Source organism: Paenibacillus sp. VMFN-D1 (assembly GCF_003386155.1).
GTDB lineage: Bacteria > Bacillota > Bacilli > Paenibacillales > Paenibacillaceae > Paenibacillus_AQ > Paenibacillus_AQ favisporus.
On sequence record NZ_QRDU01000001.1, the window covers coordinates 2,032,975 to 2,053,390 of the forward strand.

The following is a 20,416-nucleotide window of genomic DNA, read 5'->3' on the forward strand; positions in this document are numbered from 1 at the left end:
GGACATCCGGAACGGGTATAAAATGCTTATAGCTAAAAAATATCCGGCCACGCATTTTAAATAGCGCCAAAAAAAGACCGCTCCCATCAGGCCGGTAACCGGCTTGATGGGGCGATCCCAACAAAATTGCAGCAATTCAGTGATATTATATTTTGAACGAGATGGATATATCCTCGACTTTTCGGGACCAGATCATATGATGCTGCCCCTCTCCCCAATGGTTGTCCAGCACATAGTCCGCCTCGCCAAATTTCCGGGTCCAGATCCGCTGGGCGTTCCGATACCCGCTGTCCAGGCAGAATTGCGAGATGCCTTTTGCCTGCAGCGTGAGCAGCATAGTGCTCCAGAGCGTGCTGCCGATACCCTGGCCATGGAGCTCGGGGCGAACCAGGACGGTCCCGACTTCGATCACATCCCTTAACGCATGGCCGGTGGATTCATCGATCAGGGAGCTGGAAGGTCCATACTCGATCGTTCCGGCGATCTTGCCTTCCATCCATGCGATGAGAAAATAACGCTGGCGGCCTTGCGATTCCAAATCCTGACTGAGGTAATCATGCTTAGAGGCGATTTCATGCTCGATATCATCGTGCAGGTCGGCTATGCCTTCCTTCTCAAACGTATCCGTGATAACCAGCCTAAAAAACGTATGTATCGCCTCGACATCCGCTGCCTTTGGTCTTCTGATCTCCAATTTCCCCATATGCCAACCCCCAAACCGGCTTCAGTATTCTATTAATATATCATGAAAGGGGATAACGGATGGATGCAAAAAACCGCCCGGAAGGATCCGGACGATTCATTGCACTGCGCTTGTACCGCGATAACCGTTAGGAGACGATGAACTGAACGACGAGAGGAGTTCCTCCGTCCAGTGCATCACCTCCTGGAATGGTGATGGCGGTCGTCGTGACCGAGGACGTGTCCGCCGTCTGGAGCATTCCGTTGATAAAAAGATTGTAATATTTATACGCTCCAGGAAAAGCCGTGGCCGCCGTGCCTGCATCATTCGTAAATGCCGTAGCGGCCACGGTGAACGCAGCCCCTGTTCCAGTCCCCGAACCGATCGTGGACGTATACCGCAGGCTGTTCTGGTATGGTGTTACAATAGGCATCCTTGCTCACCTCCCTTCTCTATCAATAGAAGCGATAGGATCAGAGAAGTGAGGGCAAATCTATAAAAATGGATGAAAACAGCGGTAGATTCATAGCCGGCTTTACCGCGCCTATTGGCTTCGCAGCAACAAAGGCGATTAACGCATTTTGGTTATATCAATTTACACCTGCAAAGCGTATTTTTCACGGGCAAGGCGCGTAGCTTCAACCATGTTCCGGAGCGAGGCTACGGTCTCTCCGATTCCCCGGGTTTTGAGTCCGCAGTCTGGGTTGATCCAGAAGAGCTTCGGATCCAGCACCCGCAAAGCCCGGTCGATCATCCGGGTCATCTCCTCTACGTCCGGAACGCGGGGACTGTGAATATCATATACGCCGAGGCCGATACCCAGCGGGTAGGTATTCTCTTCGAAGCTTTGAATAAGCTCCCCGTGGCTCCGCGAGGTTTCAATGGAGATGACGTCCGCGTCCATGGCAATGATCGAATCGATCATGTCATGGAATTCGCAATAGCACATGTGGGTATGGATTTGCGTCGAATTCTGCACCGTGCACGTGGTCAGCCGGAACGCCTTCACCGCCCATTCGAGATAGCCTTTCTGGTCCTGTTCCTTCAGAGGGAGCCCTTCACGAACGGCCGGCTCATCCACCTGGATCATGCCAATCCCCGCGCTCTCCAACGCCTCAACCTCTTGCCGCAATGCATAAGCCAATTGGTAGGCGATTTGCTCGCGGCTGATGTCATCGCGAACGAATGACCAGTTCATTATGGTGATCGGCCCGGTGAGCATGCCCTTGACCGGCAGCTTCGTCTTGGATTGGGCATACGCGGTCTCCTTGACCGTCATCGGGTTCTCCCAAGCGACGTCGCCGAAAATAATCGGCGGTTTGACGCAGCGGGAACCGTAGGATTGAACCCAGCCGTTCTGCGTAAAGGCAAATCCCGCCAGCTTTTCCCCGAAAAATTCGACCATGTCCGTCCGTTCAAATTCGCCGTGAACGAGCACATCAAGTCCGATTTCCTCCTGCAGCTGAATCCAGAGGTCGATTTGTTCCCGGATAAAATTCGTGTACTGCTCGGCGTTCCATTCGCCTTTGCGCCACAGCTGGCGTGCCTTGCGCACCTCCGCTGACTGCGGGAAGCTGCCGATAGTCGTCGTTGGCAGAATAGGCAGCTGCCACCGTTCCTGCTGCACGTCGAGGCGCTTCGCAAAAGCAGCCTCACGCTGCGCAGGCCCCGCGCTGACAGCGGCCACCGCCTGCTGGATATCGGTGCGGTTGCGTTCGCCGGAACGCTTGAGCGCGGTTACCGCCGCTTCACTCTTTTCCAGCTCAGCAAAAATCACCGATGCTCCGGATTGAACGGCCTTGCTCAGCAGCACGATTTCTTCCAGCTTCTCATCGGCAAAAGCCAGCGCACCCAGAAGTTCGGGCTGAAGCTTCGTTTCTGCCTGAACCGTGACGGGTACGTGCAGCAGGCTGCAGGAGGACTGAATCACCAGCCGTTCAGACGGCACGGTCGCCGCGATCTCGTTCAGCAGATCGAGCTTTTCGCGCAGGGATGCTTTCCAAATGCCGCGTCCATCGATGACACCCGCTCCAAGCACTTTATCCTGCGGAAACCCGAAGTCACGGATGGATTGCCGGTTCCCTTCTCCTCCGTGCACCAAATCCAGCCCGATTCCGTCGACCGGCAGCTGTGTAACCTCTTGATAACGTTCGACTGCTTCAAAATAGGTCTGCAGCATGATTTTGACGCCTGGCGCCGCAGCTTTGAGCGTTTGGTAAATCTTCTGCAGCCGGCTGACGTCTGTATCGCTTAGCTTCGTTACGAGAATCGGCTCATCCACCTGCACCCAGTTGACGCCTTCCTGTTCCAGCTCCTTCAGAACCTGCGCGTACAGCGGCAGCAGCCGATCAAGCCAGGCGTCCGTTTCCGATGCGGCATACCCTTTGGACAGCTTCAGGAAAGTGAGCGGTCCGACGATGACCGGTTTTCCTTCGATGCCAAGCTTGTCCTTGGCTTCACGGTAAGCCTCAAGCGGTTTGTTCTCGGTTAGGACCGGCGTGATGCCGCCCAGTTCCGGCACGATGTAATGGTAGTTCGTATTGAACCATTTGGTCATTTCGCAGGCAGTGGCGTCTTTGTTTCCTCTCGCCATCGCAAAGTAGACGGATACGGGAACGGGCCCGCCGTTGTATTCAAAACGATCCGGAATCATCCCGAACATGGCTGCTGTGTCCAACACATGATCATAATAGCTGAAATCGTTGACCGGGATCAGATCGATTCCTTTGTCCCGCTGTTTGCTCAGATGATTCAAACGAATGTCCTGCAGCTGCGCGTGCAGCTCCGATTCTTCGATTTTTCCGGACCAAAACGCCTCCAGCGCCTTCTTCCATTCCCGGTTTGCGCCGATGCGCGGATATCCCAAACTGCTGCTGTATGCCATCTTCGTTACCCCTTTGCAAATTGTTACCAAAAAGATAACACGTGACGTCTGCTGCCGTAAAACTGGAAATAACTATATCTAGTTATAGCCGCAAGCTATAACGACCGCTCTTGTTCTAACCAAAATAAGCTCCACAGGCGGCTTGTTTACCCGCAGCTGCAGAGCTTTATCCATACTTTATTTAACGGACAGCAGACTGTTCGATATGAACTTTAGCTGAGCTTCCAATGATACCGGGTCGTTGTACGTGTCCGCCTTCGGATTCAGCTGAAATACATGACCTGCTTTAACCGCGGGCAAGCTTTTCCATACCGGGTTGTCATAGACGATGTTCGGGTCGCTTGTGTCTCCTGACCACGGACAAGTGAAAATGATATCTCCGGCAAATTCCGGGAGCTTCTCCATAGAGATTGTGGCCCAGCCGGTCCCGCTGTCAATCGCTTCCTTCTGTGCTTCCGGCGGCGCCTTCAAGCCGAATTCGTCATATATGATTTCTCCGCCGCGGCCGAAGTTATGTCCAAACACGTACAGCCCTTTGGCATAAGGGTTCAGGATGGACACCGTTTTGCTGCCTACCGCTTCCTGAATCTTGGGCTTCAGTTCATTGATCTTGTTTTCCCACTGCTCGACCCAAGCCTTCGCTTCTGCTTCTTTACCGGTCAGTTTTCCGAAGTCGATCATCTGATCCTTGTAATTCTTTTTACCGTATTCAATGGCGACAACCGGGGCAATCTGCTCCAGCTGATCGATTCCGTCCGTCCCGGTATACGTGATGATCAGATCCGGTTTCAGCGACAGAATTTTCTCGGGCGATGGCTCGCTGCCGACGCTTTCGACGCCGTCCAGCATGCCCTCGAAATACGGATTCTCCATGGCGCCTTCCAACACGCCGACCGGCTTGACGCCTAGCGCCAGGAAGTACCCTGTATAGAAATTCGTCAAATCGACGATCCGCTGCGGATGCTCGGGTACCTGAACATCGCCGTTGCCCGCTTGGAACGTCACCGTTTTACCCGTTCCGGAAGACTCATTCCCCCCGGCTTGGGATGGAGGCGTGTCGGACGATGATCCTGCTGAAGCAGTTCCAGCGGCCTCTCCTCCGCTTCCCGACGTCCCCGACCCTGCATTGGATGCGTTCCCGCCGCAGGCCGCCAGCATCAGGGCTATTCCTAACACACAGACCATCAGCGTGTATGGTCTTATAAATTTAAACAACTGAATCCACCCCTATGTATTTGATATTGAGAATCATTATCAATATAACATGACACTTCAGAGGTGGCAATTCATTTTTTAAGTAATCTGTTTTACAGTGGCTAGTTCGATGCTTCTTTGTCCAATCTGCCTTTCGTTTGTATCCCCCTTCGTTCGGACAGAACCAGTCCGGCGACGGTTAACAGCGCTCCCCAGACCGCAGCTGCTGTGATCTCCTCATGGAGGATCAAGGCCGCGGCTGCCACGGTGATGACCGGCACGAGATAAATATATACGCTGGTCTGCACGGGCCCAAGTACACCAACGCTCCAGTTCCAGGTGACAAAGCATACCGCGGATGCGCCCAGCCCAAGAAACAGCAGATTGGCTATATTGGCCCCATCGGATAAACGCTCGAGGTTACCGGGCAGCCCCTCAGTAAGCAAGACCGGAAGCATAAACAAAAGCCCATAGAAAAAAATCCGCCGCGTGCAAGCAATGGTATGATACCCCAGCCGGCTTATTTTGCGCGTAAGGATCGAATAGATTCCCCAAAACACGCATGCCAGTGCTGCCAGGGAATCCCCGATCGGATTCAGCTTCAGCACAGCGCTTCCTTGCAGCGTGAGCAGGACCACTCCACTCATGGCCACCGCGAAGCCCACGAAAAACAGCCCATCCAGCCTCCCTTCTTTTAAGATAAGCCTGGACGTTACAGCGGTGACAAAAGGGGCGACCGAAACGATGATGCCAACGTTGGAAGCAAGCGTATAGGTTAACGCCACATTTTCCAGTAAAAAATACAAGGTTACCCCGCAAAGGCCCGCCCCCGCAAACAGCAGCTCTTCCCGGATCCGCCGGAATGGAATCATTCGGGGATGAACGGCAAGCAGTGCAACATATCCGATTGCGAAACGCAGCAGCAAAATGTCGAAGGGTTCAAAATCGTCCAGAAGCACTTTGGTCGATATGAACGTCGTCCCCCAAATCAGAATCGTCAACAAGGCGGTCATATGGCCAGCGTTCCGGCTTTCGGACAGCTTCATACGCCTTTGGCCCCCTTAGTTGGCAGGACAGGCTCCATCTGCCGTTCATTCCCGAAAATTCGCATATACTGGCGCGGCGTTAGCCCGATAAATCGCTTGAAAAAGTTGCTAAAATGGCTTTGATCGCTGAACCCGGTCAGCAGTGCCGTATCTGCCGGAGGCGTTCCCTGTTCCAGCAGTTTCTTGGCGTGTCCGATCCGCACCGTCTCCAGGTAGCTGTATGGCGATATGCCCCGTTCCCGGGTAAACGAGCGTAAAAAGTGGTACTTGCTGAGCCCTGCCAAAGCGCTTAAGTCATCCAGTGAAATGGCCCCTGCGAAGTTCGTCTCCATGTAATCACACACGTCCTGAAAGCCCGCTCCCCCCTCATAAGCCCCGCAGGCCGAGACATCCGTATATTCATGAATCAGCTGTCCCATCAGCAAAAAGAACTGTTCTTCCTTGATAAAATCAGACTCTCCCTCACAGATCATGGCATGAATTTCCCTCAGTGAAGGGGCAAGCTCGCTCTGGTACAGAACGGTTTGCGCAAACGCCGGCAAATAGCTTCGGCCCGTAATTTCCTGCGCGATTTCCATCATCCGCTGAGACTGGATATTTATGCAGCGGTAATCCAAGGCACGGCCGTCCACTTGCTCGCAGGCATGAACATCACGCGGATTGAAAATGATGATATCTCCAGGATTGATGATGTATTCCCGCTGCCGGCATTCCAAATAGCGCTGCCCGCCTTCTATAAATCCGATCACGTAATAGTCGTGAAAATGAGGGGGGAATTTCTGTTTGACACCCACAAATCGGTAGGCCTCGACCTGCAGGCCAGCGTCATAATAAACGGTTCGAATTTCGTCCGGCATGCCGTCACCTCCTTCTTGGTTTCTCTATAAAGGTAACCGAATGTTCACCCACAAGGATTGCATAATATTGCTCTAGGTACGAGCCAAGCATGATCGCCATGGCGAAGCAGTACGATCAAAAGGAACAAGCCCGCCAACATCCAGATTGGCGAGCTTAGTATCCCTTTCTATATGGTCCGAGATCGGCCGAACTAAATGCTGAAATGCTTTTACCAGACGGCAACGCCCCCGTCGGTCCGGGGGTCGGTTCCTCCGCACAGCACCCCGGTATCCGGATCTCTCCAGATGACCTGCCCCCGCCCAAACGAGCCGAAGTCGTGTGCAACCTGAACGTCATGACCCATACGCTGGAGACGTCTGACCAAATGCATCGGAAAGTGAGGCTCGACCGTAACGGTCTTGCCCTTTACCCACTGCCATCTAGGAGCATCGAGCGCTGCCTGCGGGTGAAGGCCGTAATCAATCAGGTTCATCGCCACCTGAACATGTCCCTGCGGCTGCATATACCCGCCCATCACGCCAAAAGGCCCCACCGGCTGTTCTCCTTTGGTGATAAAACCCGGGATGATCGTGTGGTACGTCCGTTTTCCCGGCACCAGGCGGTTGGCATGATCCTCCTCCAGCGAAAATTCCAGCCCGCGGTTTTGCAGGGCGATCCCCGTACCGGGAACGACGATCCCTGATCCGAAGCCGGTATAGTTGCTCTGAATAAAAGAAACCATGTTGCCTTCTCCATCTGCGGCCGCCAAGTACACCGTTCCGCTTGCGCGCGGCTCGCCTGCCGCCGGAACCATCGCTTCGCCGCCGATCAGCCCTCTTCGCAGCTCCCCGTACTCTTCCGTCAATAATACATGCGGATCGACGGACATATGCGCAGCATCCGTTATGTAACGAGCACCGTCTGCAAACGCCAGCTTCATCGCCTCGATCTGACGGTGATATGATTCGGCCGATTCCTGGGATGCTGCCGGAAATCCCTTTAAAATATTGAGCGCAATCAAGGCGATCAAGCCTTGCCCGTTCGGAGGAATCTCCCAAATGTCGTAGCCGCGGTACGGTACCGACATCGGCTTCACCCACTCCGGTTTGAAGGCAGCCAGATCTTCTTCGCTCAAAAAGCCGCCGGATTGGGAAATAAATCCGGCAATCCGCTCGGCCAGCTCCCCGCGGTAGAACGCTTCCGCTTCCGTCGAGCCGATCAGGCGGAGCGTCCGCGCATGGTCGGGCGAGCGCCACATCTCGCCGGCCGCCGGCGGCCTGCCCCCCGGCGCAAACACGCTCAGCCATGGCGCAAATTCCTCGCCTTCGAGCGTGCTGTAGCGCTGGAAAGCGGCGTGCCAGTTGGCTGCGGCCGTTGGCGATACCGGGTAGCCATCCTCCGCGTAGCGGATGGCCGGCTCCAGCGACTCGGCCAGCGGCAGCCGGCCGAACTTGCGCGATAGCTCCGCCCAGGCGGCCGGCGTGCCCGGCACGGTCACCGGAATCGCGCCGTAGCGGGGCATCTCGTGATGCCCCAGCGCTTTCACCGCCTCGATCGAGATCGAGGCCGGCGCCGGACCGCTGCTGTTCAGCCCATGCAGCTGGCCTTTCATCCAAACGAGGGCAAAGGCGTCACCGCCGATTCCATTCGAGCACGGCTCCACTACCGTCAACGCCGCAGCCGTAGCGATCGCCGCATCGACGGCGTTGCCCCCGCGCTTCAGAATGTCCAAGCCTGCCGCTGAGGCGAGCGCCTGCGAAGTGGCCACCATGCCTTTATTCGCGTAAACCGGCAGCCGGTAAGAAGGATACGGATGATATAGAGGATCAAAGGACATGAATGCTTCAGCCTCCTGATTTCTTCGGTTTTGCCGGTAAACATATCATCCGGGTTTTAAACTGTCAATCATCTTTTCATATGCCACGTGCAGGATTCTGGCGGCGGGACTGCTGTTCTTACTCCCTATTTTCAGTCATATACTGAACCAGAAGAATGAACCAGAACCTTGCGGATCTACGGGCCGCAGCGGCTCCGACTCTTATCAGAAGCGATTCTGATCAGGGTCTTTTTTCATCCCTGCGCATTCAAAAATTCGAAGGAGTGATCGAAAATGAATATGCTGACCAGATTTCTCCTCTATTTCGGCAAAGGCCTGCTGATCGCGGTCATCGCCGTTCCATTCCTGCTGTTCGTCATTATCGGCAGTTATGAAGACACGACGGCGATTGATGAATTTATGTCCCGCTTTTTTTAGGTAAACCTGCAGGCATCTGAGTCTGCCTTACAAGCTTGGATTCCCAATCCATGCCAATCAGAACCATGCCGGCAATGACAAGCAAGCCCCCTGCCCACTGCGGCCATCCGGCCTGTTCGTGCAGCAGCCACACAGATAGTGTCAGGGAAGTGAACGGCATCATGCCCGAAAAGGCGGCCGCGGTCGAAGCCCTGCAGCGCCGGATGCCGGCATACCAGCAAATAAACGCCAGAGCGGTCACCACAGGACCATACCAGACAAGAGCCAGCCACCCTTGCCATCCCATTCCGGAGAGAGCCGCTAAAGGCTGCTCCGCCAAACAGGGGACCAGGCTGATCAGCCATGCCATCGCGGAGACGAGCGTCGTCTGCACGACAGGATGTATAGCCTCGTGTTTCCCGCTGCTTTGAACTGCCGCTGCGCGGGACAGAACGTTGAACAGCGACTCGCAGCCGGCGGCACCCAGGACCAGAATGTTTCCAACCATATGTTCATTACTGAAACGGCTTTCCGGCATAAACACGCCCTGGATCAGCAATATGCCGCAGACCGTGCCGGCGACGCCTAGTAAATGGGCGGCTCTCATCTTTTCGCGCAGGAACAGCACGGCCAACAATACTGTCATCGCGGGGGTCGCGCCGGTTAATATACCGGCCTCCACCGAGCTTGTACGGGTGAGACCGTAAAGCAAAAACATGCGGAACAGCAGGACGCCGAACATCGCCTGGCAGAACAGCAGCAGCCACTGCCTGGCAGACAGGGCCCGGATCGTTCTCAGCAGCTGCCCCATACAGAACGGCAGCAGGCAAACCAGCGAGAACAAAAGGCCCATGGAAGTAATCGTAAACGTTCCAAGCTTACCGTTTACAAACGAAGCCGCCACGACAGAGGTGCCGGCAAGCCCAAATGCGCACAGCAGATACACATATCCTTTGATTCGTTCCATTTTCAGCATCATCCCCGGTTCAGTAGTTTCGTTTCCAAAAGGCTGTTACAATCATAGTGGACCAAACTGGTACGGAAAAGGACCAGTTCATCCCGAAATGATACCAACCAGTTGGAGGATGCCATGTGGGGAATCGAGTTGGACCGGAGCTCGGACATTTCATTGAAACGTCAGATTTATCAGAGGCTGAGGGATCAAATGATAAACGGGATTCTGAAGGAGGGCTCGCCCCTCCCTTCGACCCGTGAATTGGCCCAGTCGCTGGCCGTATCACGGAATACCGTGAATGAAGCATATGACATGCTGATCGCCGAAGGGTACGCGGAAAGCCGACAGGGGGCGCCTACCCGGGTTGTTGGAGGGTTAATTCTGGATCAAGCGAAGCAGAGCGCAGTCCAGCAGCATCAAGAAGCGATCCCTGTTCCTTCCATTCGGGCGGACTTCAAAACAGGCCAGCCGGACCTGCGCCAGTTTCCGCGTTACGCTTGGCAGCGGGTATTCCAGAAGGCGTTGGGCGAAATGCCGGTGGAGCTTCTGGGATATGGCGGCCCTCAAGGCCTGGTACAGCTGCGCGAAGAGATTGCCGCCTGGCTTTTGCGCAGCAAAGGAATGACCGTTGACGCCGGTGATATTTATATTACCGCAGGTGCCACGCAGGCGCTTCACTTGGTTGCCGACCTGCTCCATACGGACCATCCGGAAATATTGGCCGAGGATCCCTGTAATATTGAGATGATCCAGACTTTTATTCAAAAAGGTTACAAGGTGACGCCGGTTCCCGTCGATGCCCATGGGATTCAGACCAATGCCTTATCCCTGGATCACCGCGGGCCGATATACGTTACACCGTCCCATCAATTTCCTCTTGGGGGTATTTTGCCTGCAGCCAGGCGAGCCGAGCTGATCCGCTTTGCGCGCCGCTGCGGCAGCTATGTCATTGAGGACGACTATGACAGCGAATACAGATATTACGGGGAACCGGCAGCACCACTGTATGCGATGGCCCCGGACCGGGTCATTTATATCGGCACGTTCAGTAAAGTTCTGTTTCCTGCGCTCCGGATCGGGTATGTTCTAGTTCCCCGCGAGCTGCAAAGCCGCTGGAGAAGGCTGCGCACCTATACGGACGTGCAAAATCCGCCATTTGAACAGGCGGCGCTGGCCGAGTTTTTGCGTACCCGCAAATTCGACCGGCATATCGCAAGGATGAAGAAGCTGTACAGAGAACGGCGCCAGGTTCTCCTCGATGCGCTGGCGGACTGTTTTGGGGAGCAATGGCGTCCTTGGGGCGATGCGGCAGGGCTGCATTTGGCCGTTGAGTTTGCCGGCATGGCCTTCGATGATTCGTTTCGGGATCATGCACGCCGGAGCGGGATACGCACGGTCCCCGTGGAGCATCACTGCATACGGAAAGGAAGGCACACCGACAAGCTGCTGCTTGGCTACGGTCATCTGGAACCCGGTGAAATCCGCTACAGCGTGCAATATCTTCAGCAGTTTGCAGCCGAGTATTTTAAGGAACATGTCCGTCATCGTTAGAGCTGCAATAAATCATCATACGTGAGGACATCCGATGTCATTCGCTCAAACGAGCCGTGCTCCAGCATGTCGCCGCCGATCCGGTGGAGCATCGATATCACGGCACGGAAAGGGCCGGAGCCGGTGCTGATCCGTTCAATCCCCAGCGACTGCAGCTCTTGAAGGGACGGCATGCCGGCGCCAGCCAGCAGGTTGACCGGACCACCGATTTCTTTCCGGAGGATGCGGATCGCAGCAATATCTGTAACGCCGGGCACAAAGACGCCGTCGGCCCCTGCTTCTCTGTAAGCCTTAGTTCGTTTAAGCGTGTCCTCCAGCATGTCCTCCGGCGTTCCCTTTCGAATCCAATAAGGATCCGTCCGGGCATTAATAAACACCGGGATGCCCAACCGGTTTATGGACTGCCGGGTGGCGGCTATTTTCTGCCGTTGCTCGGAGATATCATACAGCCCGTCTCGGGGATTCATCTTGCTGTCTTCCAGGTTGATCCCTACTGCGCCTGATTCGATCACTTGTCTAACCGAATTCGCGACTTCTTCCGGCGTCGATCCATACCCGTCTTCCATATCTATGGAAACCGGGATGCTCACGGCCTGAACGATCTCCCGGACCGCGGCCAACATCGTGTCAAACGGCATGCTCCGGTCCGTGTAACCATGGGCGGCGGCAATGCCTGCGCTGGTCGTACCTACGGCCTTGAATCCGCACTGCTCGAAGACCTTGGCGCTTGCCGCATCCCAAGCGTTGGGCAAAAGGAAGGTCTGCTTATGAAACTGTCTGAAATCCAGTGCTTTGCGGATGTGCTGCTCAATATCCACCATTCACCCATCCTTTCTTCTTTCACTTTTTGATCAACCTGACTCCATGATAAACCGGAAACCCTTCGGTCATCATCGAAATATGGATTGCATTCACCGGAAGGCCTTCACTACATAACAAAGACCTCTATCCGCCGCTCTGTGCGGAGAGATAGAGGTCAGAATCAGTTCAACGGCTTTCCCCTCATATACTGCTCCAACCGTTGTTCCAGTATGGACTGTTTCTCCAAAATATCCGTTAACAATTCGTATAGCATGTCGTTGGTGACTTCCACTTTCTTCAGACTGCGCTGGCTTCTCCCTTCATGGCGGGCTTGTATCTCTTCCGACTTGACCCGAAGCGGGTCCTTCGGAATGTGAAAATGGGTTTTTGAAGACACTGCCTTCTTAGCCGGCATCGGCAACCACCACCTTCAGCTCCGCATTTCGGTCCAATCCGTGTGTCTTTAAAACGAACGCGCCGGGCTCATCACTGGTAACCGTGATATGAGCCACGCCTTTTTCTGTTTTCACGGACTGCAGCACCCCGTTCAGCTCCACCTGGATCACTTCATTGTATTCGTCCTGCACGTTCCCCTCCCAATCGGTTATGATGATCTGGGCAGACAGGGTATCTTCACCTGTTGCCGCAATGGAGGATTTATCCGCTTCGATCCGCGCAAAGGCTCCTTGGAACTTGCCTTCGACGAAGCGGGTAAACAGGAGCCGCCGATCTTGATATTGCTCGAAAGTAATCGGGATCATAAGCGGAGAATCCACAACGCCGCCCAGTTCGCTGACAGCAAACACCTTGCCTTCCTCATCCAATTCCGCGTAATAATTAGGCAAATTCGATCACCTCCCAGGAAATTTCCGCATACGCCTCGTAAAATCCGTCCATGAAATTAAATTTGACCTTGTTGTTTCCCACAAGGGTTGCACATACCGAGCCGTCCATCATCGGCGAGGTTTGAGACCAATGCGACAAGCCGGTTGTGGTGATATTAACAAAGCTTTTTTGCGGATTAACTGCCGTAATGGTCACTTCTTTAACCAATGAGCCGTTTCCATTCGGATAGAAAAAAGAAATATTCGTCGTTCCGCGCTGTACGCTTTTAATTCCCACGCCCTTCCACCCCGATCCGTCATGAAATTTCAATATACCGTTTTCGACCTTAAAATCGGGACTGCTCTCCGGACAAGCCCTGCTGAGAACACCGAAACCGGCGATGATCGTATTGCCCGAGCTGTCTGGAGCGGTCACCGTTAACCGGACGTAAGAACCGGCTGCCGCTTGATCAAAGGGATGATACCTCGGGAATTCATCCGTTACGCTGCGCGAATAGGTGTAAACCTTTCTCCAGTTGGTGTTGTCGCTGCTGGTTTCGATATAGAAGCTGACGGGATCCGCGTTCCAACCCTTTTCAAAAGAAACGCCTTCGATATCCGAATATTCGTCGCCCAGATTGACCGTCATGGATTGAGGAAACTTGTTATAGGCTGAGTACAAAGCCCAAAAATGTTCGCCGGATTGGAAATACGGCACCGTCGGCAGCCCGCTGAGCTGTCCTGCCGTCACCGTAACCGGCTTGTATTTGGCGGCATTCCCGCTGATCCGGCCGGATTTCAGATGCCTGCGGCACAATGTGTATCGTGCCACTTTGTCTCCAGTGACAGCTGTGGATGCGATCTTATCACCTGTAACTGCACCGCCGGCGATGCCTTCGCTGCCGATGAGCGGCGCATCCCCCGCTTTTCCCGTATGCCGGTGCCCGCCTGTTCCGTGAAACAGCGCATCGGTCGCTTCTATATTTTCATTTTGTGCGATCCTCCTGACCGTATCCGAAGGCTCGAACGTCTGCAGTCCGCTTGGCAGTTTTGCCATGTCTACTCCCCCTTACATTTCAAGCTTCCGTCCTGAATGATCCGGCTTCCAGACCTCCAGTTGGTCCCATGTCATCCCAAGCGCCTCAAGCTCCTCCCAGGTTAAATCCGCTGCATCCAGTTCCTCCCACCTCAAATAGGTGAACTGGAAGTTCAGGTGAAGATGCGCCGGGACGATCTCCCGCAGCGCCTTCCGGACATCATTCAAATTCGGCGGCACGCCGCGCTTGCCAATAAAGGTGACGACAACTTCATAACGTCCGAAGTTTTCCCGGATGTCGACTTCTCCGTTTTCAAACGAATCGACGACGCTGCGAATCACGGCCAGCGTGACCGTTCCTGCACCGCGCAGCTTCGTCTTGATCACGGAGCGCCGTTGGTCGTCGGGTTTGCCCGGCGTTTGAGGAATGCCGCAAATGTTCTCCCATGTTTCGAGCCCCCATGTCGCCGTATCGATAAAAAACTGTTTGAGGACGTCTTGAATGCCTTCATGCAGGCGGTTCAACTCATCCGCTTCACGCCTCGTCAGATTACCGACGATCCGGGAATCCGAATAATATTTAGGGAGATATTCGAGCATATCTGATGAAATGTTACGTAACAACGAAATTCACCGTCCCTGCCACAGCAACCTGCTCTTCGGCGAGCTCCAGATTCCCGGAAGTTCCGTTGATTGTTAGCTGGCTGAAATCCAACACTTCTTCAACGTCCAGCAGCAAACCAAACACCCGGTTATATGGAACCAGCGTTTGGTGAAAAGCAAGACCCGCCAAAAATGCCGCCAGCTCCCGCTGAAATTTAGTTCTAACGTCTTCAAGGACCGCACCCGGCATCAGCTTGATCGCCGCCGACACATCAATCTTCACCTCCACCGCAGGAGTCACCGTGACCTGAGCCCCAACCGGACGCCGTTCTTCCACTGCCGCACGTACACGCTCGATAATGGCGGGGACTGGGGCCCGTTTGTCGTCGGACAAAACTGACAGTTTGACCGTCCCGCCCCCGTTCCATACCGGGAATACTTTGATGTCGCCCACGCCTGGAACCTCGAGAGCCCATTCCCGATAATGCCACGCATTGCCGCTCGTCGCCGGCCTTCTGACCCGGTCGAAATACCGTCCAAGAAGCGATTCGTCCGACTCGGTGTCAGCTCCATTGACGAAAGGCAGTGGATTGGTCACCGTCAGGACGCCGGATAAATTGCCACGTACTAACGTAATTCGGCCTGCAGCGACGTTCCCACTCCTGCCTCCCACGGCCGCGGCCGCTTTCACGACAGCGCTCCCCTGCTTGATGGTCGCCTCATCGACCGTGACGAACACGACCGGATCCTCGTCTTCCGTCGAGACGGCGGTTCCCCGTGGAATCACGATATGGTCGTCACCCTTAAAGCGAAGCTCGCCTTCCGCCTTCACGCTCGGCCGGCGAGCCAGGCCAAATTCGGCGGCCCGGAGATCCAGAAACTCGGAGGGCTGCTGCGGGCCGGCAAAGCCAAACTTCAGCACATTGTCGAGTTCAATATAGGCATGCGCCAGCTCGATGGCCGCTGGCGACAGCAGGTCATACGTAACCGAACCTTGGCGCTTGTCGAGATCGGCAGGCGAAGCATCCAGCATCCGCTGCAAGATGGCCCCTTTCGTCTGCTGTTCATACATATCAGATCGTCACCTCCTGTTCCAAGATCCCTTCGCTGGTCCGTACGGTAAATGTCACAAACAATCGGTCACCGTCACGCACGATGGCAAACTGCTCCACCGTTGTGACACGGTCATCCGCTAAAATCGCCTCGGTAATTACTCTCGTAATTTCGCTCTTCAGCAGCTGATGGGAAATATCCTGGCCCAGCAAACTTTCAAGTTCGCAGCCGTACTGACTGTCGTAAATAAGATATCGGTACCTTGCCGTGAGAATAGCCTTCCGGATCCATTGCCGAAGCGCCTCCTGCCCGTCGATGATCCGCCCACCGACCTCTCCTGTATCAAAATTAAGGTTATAAGTCCGCGACGGTGCAGAGAGATGCTTCACTTCAACAAATCGCTCCTCGCGGTTGCGCAATGGTGATAATGCCATCAGTACATCACCGCCCGGTCCAAAATAATATAAATTTGTCCTTGCTGTATCCCTGCCACGACCACGCGGTCGCCTTCCTCCAGTTCGTCGATGAATTCCAGCTCCGCTTCCTCGGTGGAGAAATCGGCGGACGACACCTTTATTCCGGTAAACGATATCTTGCCTTGGCCCACAAACACGGCGCCAGGATCGAAGTTAAAAGGAGGCGCCTCCGGATTCGTGTTCGTTGCCGAAACTTTCGTCTTGCTTTCGCTCTTCAGATTCACTTTTCGCTTATATTTGGTTAGGGACTGAGCCACGATGAGATCATCTTTTTCCAGCTCGACATTCATGTGATCGACCTTGATTTTGAGCTCGGGAGGCGCAGCCGTCACGGTCGCAAGTTCAATGGACATATCGGAATTGTATCCGATCGCACGAATCAGCTGCACAAGCTGGCTGGCTCCCGATCCTTCGATTCGTTCCATCGTTTAGCCTCCCTTCGCTTCCTTATATTCCATCTTGGGGATGTCGTCCGTCGCCGACAGCGTGAGCGACATCGTATGGTTGCCCCGTTCGAACCGATGATCGTCCGCAGATACGTAATAGCCTCCCAGGATGCCGGTGACGCTTTCCATTACATATACGCAGGAACCCGAAATGACCTCAGGGATACCCAGACAATCGATCCGGGCCTGATCCTCAATGGTGCCCAAATCGGCAAGAAGCTGCTTCGCCCGCTGCTCCATTTGGGATTTGGTCATGCTTTGTTCGGGTTTTTCCAAGTGCTGCATGACACCGAACCTCCGTATTAGTTCCCCATCCTTGGCTGCAGCCGATATTTCTTTTTTGGCTGCATCCCCTCCAGCCACTTTAATTTGGGTTTTCGTGTCTTCGATGGATTGGGAATAACTCGCGTCCAGCACATTTACCCCGTTTTCCAGCACCCATTTGACCGGCTGCTCTTTACGGGCAAGCAGCTGGAGTTTGCCCTCCCGTGAAGTCAGATGATACCACTCCCCGTTTTGCTTCTGGGACTCGGTCAGTGACATGACCATCATCTCAAACAAAGTTTTATCGCGAAACACGAGCTTAGGGATTACATAACCGGTATCCTGGATTTCACCGGTAGAAATCGAAAATTCGCCGCACAGTTTCTTGATCACAGAGGAAGCGGTCATGTTCCGAAATATTTTGGTATCCTTGCTTTTAGTCAGGTAAATGTTCTCATCATACGCTGTCAGCGTCATCTGTCCTTTAGAGTTGAGCTGATCCGCAAACAGCACACCCCGGAACAATTCCAGCTTCTCATCCCAGATCAGGCGAAGTTCGCCGCCCTTCTTATAGGTCATGTATAACTCCCGCTGATCACCGGTGTTGGACAACTCCACAACCAGCTTGCGCGCAGCCTGCTTAATATCGCCGGACCAGCTGACCGATTTGACGATCGGGTCCAAATGCACGTTCTGTTGGTCATCTTGGTACTCCACGCTCCAGCTCATGATGGAATCACCAGCTTCTGGCCTGGGACAATCCGGTTTGGATTTTTTCCGATTACCGTTTCATTTGCCGCATAAATCTCTCTCCACCGATCCCCGTTTCCCAGCGTTCTTTGGGATATTTTCCACAGGGTATCGCCGGGAACAACAACGTACGCTGCGGGTCTGACTCTGGCATCTGGACGCTGTTCTCCCGAAATGATCGTTGCTTTACCCGAACCGGTGGTTTCGACCTGACGGAACCGGACTTCGGCATACTCTTTTAACTCCAGCTCGTAAAAGACGTCCCCTGGATTACCTGCTCGTTCCGTGTATTGGAATGAACGAATGGTAACCAGCCCTTTGATTTTCGTCCCCGTTATATCCAGCCGTACAGGGCGCCGGCTTTTGATCCATTTCTCGATCATCTCCACCGTTTCCCAGGGATCGTGGATATCTTCGTACTCGCAAAACCCAGGGTGGTAATCGCGTGGAAAGAAGGAGGCAAGCGAATATTCTTTCAGCAGTGCCTCACCGATGACCGTATATTCCCCCAGCTGCGTGACCTGGACATCCTCATAACCATGCGAGGTTTTGACCGATATTTGCTCAGGATTTACAGGCAGCTGCAGCCATTCCGTCTCATCCATCGTTTTCAGCCAAAATTCCAATGATGCCATTACGCCATCAAACCTCCTGCCGCTTTGATTTCCCTGGCAAGTGCCCGCGCAATCGCATCGATGTCCGACTCTTGGCGAACATGAAAAGTGTTGCCCGTGATAGATATCGGCCCGCTTACGGCAGATCCGCCGGTAAATTCACGGTTGTCGCTGGCCGTCATAATTCGTTCCCCTTTATGAAGCCTAGCGATCATCCCGTCATATGGCACATAATCCATACCATGATAATGTCCAGGAATAGGTCCGCCGTTTGCGGTGATCTGCCCTGCGCTTTTCCGGTTTACATCGATGGAGACTTTTTTCTCCTCATCTCCAAAACCAAAAAACGACCCGATGGCATTGGCTACTTTTGTGACGGACTCCATGATCGCATCCATATGGTATTTGAACAGGTACGCTAGCCCCGCGACGGCAGCGCCGACGAGCAGAACCGTAGCGATGATCGGCAAGAACGGCGCGACTAATGCCCACCCAGCCACTGCCGAAGCCCACAATGCAGGGGCGAACACGCCGAGAAGCAGAGCTGCCATCGAACCGATGGTGGCCAGCACGATGTCCGAATCTCTGGCAAGTACTTCGATCACGGAAGCCATCGCTTCACCAAATGGAAGAAGTGCCTCCCCGAGCGGGGCAAGGGCAATCGTAATCCGGTTCTGAAGCTGATCCCAATGATCACCGAACGTCTTCACCTGACCGGATTGCTGTTGGATGGCTCCATTGGCCGAATTCATTGCGGCAATAACACCCGCAAACTCTACTTGCCCGCCCCGGAGGGCCGTGACCAGATCGGAACCGGCCTTTTCGCCGAAATATTTGGTGGCGATGCTAGCCGCATCCGCCGCCGTCGCTGCATCCTTGATGTCGCTCGCGATCTTCGCGATCCCGCCGCTGGGGAGATCTTTCTTCAAAGCGTCTTGTATGGGCGTGAACCCTTGGGCCTGCCACTGGGCGAGAAGAGCCATCGACTGGCCAAATCCAAGGCCCATCGTCTTGAGCGGTGCACCGATCTGGGTCATGTTTTTCAACAAATCTCCCATCCCTACGCCACTTGCCCGGCTGGCTGCGTAGAACTGGTCCATCATCAAGGTTCCTTCATTCGCCTTCTTGCCCCATACATCCATCACTTTCGCGGCCGACTCCGCCGCTTCCCCGCTGCCCGCTCCGGCTAACCTGGAGGCGTCAAGCACCGCTTTGGACATGGCCTCCAGCTGAGAGCCCGACATTTTTGCCTTTCCACTGAGGGTCCCCATCACTTTTGCGACCTCGTTCAGGTTCTGCGGCACCTGACTGCCGACTTTCTTCAGCGATTCCGTCAGCCCCTGGATTTGACCGGGCCCCGCACCTGAGGAAGCGCGCAGCGTGCCCATGGCGGTACTGAACACCTTGGCTGCTTCGAAAGATTTGTCTTTTAGAGCACCGAGCATGCTGCTGGCTGTACCCGTGACCGTAGAGAGCATCTTCATCTGCTTCTCTGAATCCTGGATCGGGCTTGATCCGACGATCTTCTGCAGCCGCTTGATCCCTTTCTTCTTCGGAATCGGCGTGCCGTACAAATAATTCGCCCTTTCCGCGGCGGCATCTTCATCCGCTTCCTTCTGATCGGCTGCTGCTTTCATGGCTTTTACTTTACTCCAGACCGCAGCAAACGGTTTGGCTGCCGTCCTGGCACCAACCGAGATTCCCTTGGACACACCCTGGCCAATTTTCGAGAATGCCCCGGAAATTCCGCTGTAGATCGTCGAGGCCGCTCCGGAGATCCCTTTCGTCACCGTCGTGACCGCGTCGCCAGCTGCCATTTTGACCGCAAACAGCTGCCTCGTGACCTGAGCGCTCAAGTCGCCTGCCTTCCACATTTCCTCGCTCATTTGGGCGATTCCGTTAAACTGCTCCAGGCTGATCGTCGTCGTCTGCAGCTGTTTCATCATTTTGTTATATTGCTTGAGGCTGTTCATGCTTTTACCCGAAATCTGAACGCCGCCTCCGCTGTTGTTCGAAGACGAAGCCAATCGTCCCCACCTCCCCGCTTACCGTAAATACCCGTCAAAGGTCCTACGGTGTTTTCCTGCGGGCAGCCCTTGCTTCTTCCCGCCGTATCTTCTCCTCTTCCTCGAGCTGCAGCATCATGGAAGCATACATAAACCGCTTC

The 20,416-nt window shown here is 54.4% G+C and carries 21 protein-coding genes; 2 read left to right on the forward strand and 19 right to left on the reverse strand.

The genetic code is table 11. The features are described from left to right. Nucleotides 1–145 precede the first annotated feature (145 nt). From C7820_RS09390 to C7820_RS09420, 7 genes are all read right to left on the reverse strand, one after another. Entirely contained in the window at nucleotides 146–703 is a 558-nt protein-coding gene (locus C7820_RS09390) for a GNAT family N-acetyltransferase (RefSeq protein WP_116230727.1), read from the reverse strand. A gap of 127 nt (nucleotides 704–830) precedes the next feature. After that, entirely contained in the window at nucleotides 831–1,115 is a 285-nt protein-coding gene (locus C7820_RS09395) for a DUF4183 domain-containing protein (protein ID WP_116230728.1), read from the reverse strand. A gap of 162 nt (nucleotides 1,116–1,277) precedes the next feature. Then, nucleotides 1,278–3,566, reverse strand: coding sequence for a 5-methyltetrahydropteroyltriglutamate--homocysteine S-methyltransferase (gene metE, locus C7820_RS09400; protein WP_116230729.1), 2,289 nt, complete (start codon nucleotides 3,564–3,566; stop codon nucleotides 1,278–1,280). Between the two features lie 177 nt (nucleotides 3,567–3,743). After that, entirely contained in the window at nucleotides 3,744–4,781 is a 1,038-nt protein-coding gene (locus C7820_RS09405; protein WP_258875178.1) for an iron-hydroxamate ABC transporter substrate-binding protein, read from the reverse strand. Nucleotides 4,782–4,882: 101 nt separating this feature from the next. Then, on the reverse strand, nucleotides 4,883–5,806 hold the full coding sequence (locus tag C7820_RS09410) for a DMT family transporter (protein WP_116230730.1): 924 nt from the start codon (nucleotides 5,804–5,806) through the stop codon (nucleotides 4,883–4,885). Then, nucleotides 5,803–6,663 (reverse strand): AraC family ligand binding domain-containing protein, encoded by an 861-nt coding sequence (locus C7820_RS09415; RefSeq protein WP_116230731.1) that lies wholly within the window; start codon nucleotides 6,661–6,663, stop codon nucleotides 5,803–5,805. The genes C7820_RS09410 and C7820_RS09415 overlap by 4 nt, the downstream gene beginning before the upstream one ends. A 209-nt stretch (nucleotides 6,664–6,872) precedes the next feature. Beyond that, a complete protein-coding gene (locus tag C7820_RS09420; RefSeq protein WP_116230732.1) occupies nucleotides 6,873–8,480 on the reverse strand; it encodes a gamma-glutamyltransferase family protein in 1,608 nt (535 codons plus the stop codon). A gap of 273 nt (nucleotides 8,481–8,753) precedes the next feature. On the opposite strand from C7820_RS09420, the gene C7820_RS33415 reads away from it, so the two are divergent. Then, entirely contained in the window at nucleotides 8,754–8,897 is a 144-nt protein-coding gene (locus C7820_RS33415; RefSeq protein ID WP_163873822.1) for a hypothetical protein, read from the forward strand. Here C7820_RS33415 and C7820_RS09425 read toward each other — a convergent pair. Then, nucleotides 8,878–9,843, reverse strand: a complete 966-nt coding sequence (locus C7820_RS09425; RefSeq protein ID WP_116230733.1) for a DMT family transporter — start codon at nucleotides 9,841–9,843, stop codon at nucleotides 8,878–8,880. The genes C7820_RS33415 and C7820_RS09425 overlap by 20 nt on opposite strands. 123 nt (nucleotides 9,844–9,966) lie before the next feature. Here C7820_RS09425 and pdxR point away from each other — a divergent pair, with 123 nt between their 5' ends. Continuing rightward, a complete protein-coding gene (gene pdxR / locus C7820_RS09430) occupies nucleotides 9,967–11,382 on the forward strand; it encodes a MocR-like pyridoxine biosynthesis transcription factor PdxR (RefSeq protein WP_116230734.1) in 1,416 nt (471 codons plus the stop codon). Here the strand turns inward: pdxR and C7820_RS09435 are convergent. From C7820_RS09435 to C7820_RS09485, 11 genes are all read right to left on the reverse strand, one after another. Next, a complete protein-coding gene (locus C7820_RS09435) occupies nucleotides 11,379–12,203 on the reverse strand; it encodes an isocitrate lyase/PEP mutase family protein (RefSeq protein WP_116230735.1) in 825 nt (274 codons plus the stop codon). The genes pdxR and C7820_RS09435 overlap by 4 nt on opposite strands. 161 nt (nucleotides 12,204–12,364) lie before the next feature. Continuing rightward, nucleotides 12,365–12,598, reverse strand: coding sequence for a hypothetical protein (locus C7820_RS09440; RefSeq protein WP_076166411.1), 234 nt, complete (start codon nucleotides 12,596–12,598; stop codon nucleotides 12,365–12,367). Continuing rightward, a complete protein-coding gene (locus C7820_RS09445; protein WP_116230736.1) occupies nucleotides 12,588–13,028 on the reverse strand; it encodes a hypothetical protein in 441 nt (146 codons plus the stop codon). Before C7820_RS09445 ends, C7820_RS09440 begins: the two co-directional genes overlap by 11 nt. Next, complete coding sequence (locus tag C7820_RS09450) at nucleotides 13,021–14,064, reverse strand: discoidin domain-containing protein (RefSeq protein WP_116230737.1); 1,044 nt, start codon at nucleotides 14,062–14,064, stop codon at nucleotides 13,021–13,023. Before C7820_RS09450 ends, C7820_RS09445 begins: the two co-directional genes overlap by 8 nt. 12 nt (nucleotides 14,065–14,076) lie before the next feature. Further along, on the reverse strand, nucleotides 14,077–14,667 hold the full coding sequence (locus C7820_RS09455; RefSeq protein WP_258875179.1) for a putative phage tail protein: 591 nt from the start codon (nucleotides 14,665–14,667) through the stop codon (nucleotides 14,077–14,079). Continuing rightward, nucleotides 14,657–15,718, reverse strand: coding sequence for a baseplate J/gp47 family protein (locus C7820_RS09460; protein WP_116230739.1), 1,062 nt, complete (start codon nucleotides 15,716–15,718; stop codon nucleotides 14,657–14,659). Before C7820_RS09460 ends, C7820_RS09455 begins: the two co-directional genes overlap by 11 nt. A 1-nt stretch (nucleotide 15,719) precedes the next feature. After that, the gene (locus tag C7820_RS09465) at nucleotides 15,720–16,133 is read right to left on the reverse strand and encodes a DUF2634 domain-containing protein (protein ID WP_116230740.1); all 414 of its coding nucleotides are present in this window, start codon (nucleotides 16,131–16,133) and stop codon (nucleotides 15,720–15,722) included. Then, complete coding sequence (locus C7820_RS09470) at nucleotides 16,133–16,600, reverse strand: DUF2577 family protein (protein WP_116230741.1); 468 nt, start codon at nucleotides 16,598–16,600, stop codon at nucleotides 16,133–16,135. The genes C7820_RS09465 and C7820_RS09470 overlap by 1 nt, the downstream gene beginning before the upstream one ends. 3 nt (nucleotides 16,601–16,603) lie before the next feature. Next, nucleotides 16,604–17,614 (reverse strand): XkdQ/YqbQ family protein, encoded by a 1,011-nt coding sequence (locus C7820_RS09475; protein WP_116230742.1) that lies wholly within the window; start codon nucleotides 17,612–17,614, stop codon nucleotides 16,604–16,606. Beyond that, nucleotides 17,611–18,270, reverse strand: coding sequence for a LysM peptidoglycan-binding domain-containing protein (locus tag C7820_RS09480; RefSeq protein ID WP_116230743.1), 660 nt, complete (start codon nucleotides 18,268–18,270; stop codon nucleotides 17,611–17,613). The genes C7820_RS09475 and C7820_RS09480 overlap by 4 nt, the downstream gene beginning before the upstream one ends. Then, nucleotides 18,270–20,276: a phage tail tape measure protein gene (locus C7820_RS09485; RefSeq protein ID WP_116230744.1), complete on the reverse strand. Its 2,007-nt coding sequence runs from the start codon at nucleotides 20,274–20,276 to the stop codon at nucleotides 18,270–18,272. Before C7820_RS09485 ends, C7820_RS09480 begins: the two co-directional genes overlap by 1 nt. Between the last annotated feature and the right edge of the window lie 140 nt (nucleotides 20,277–20,416).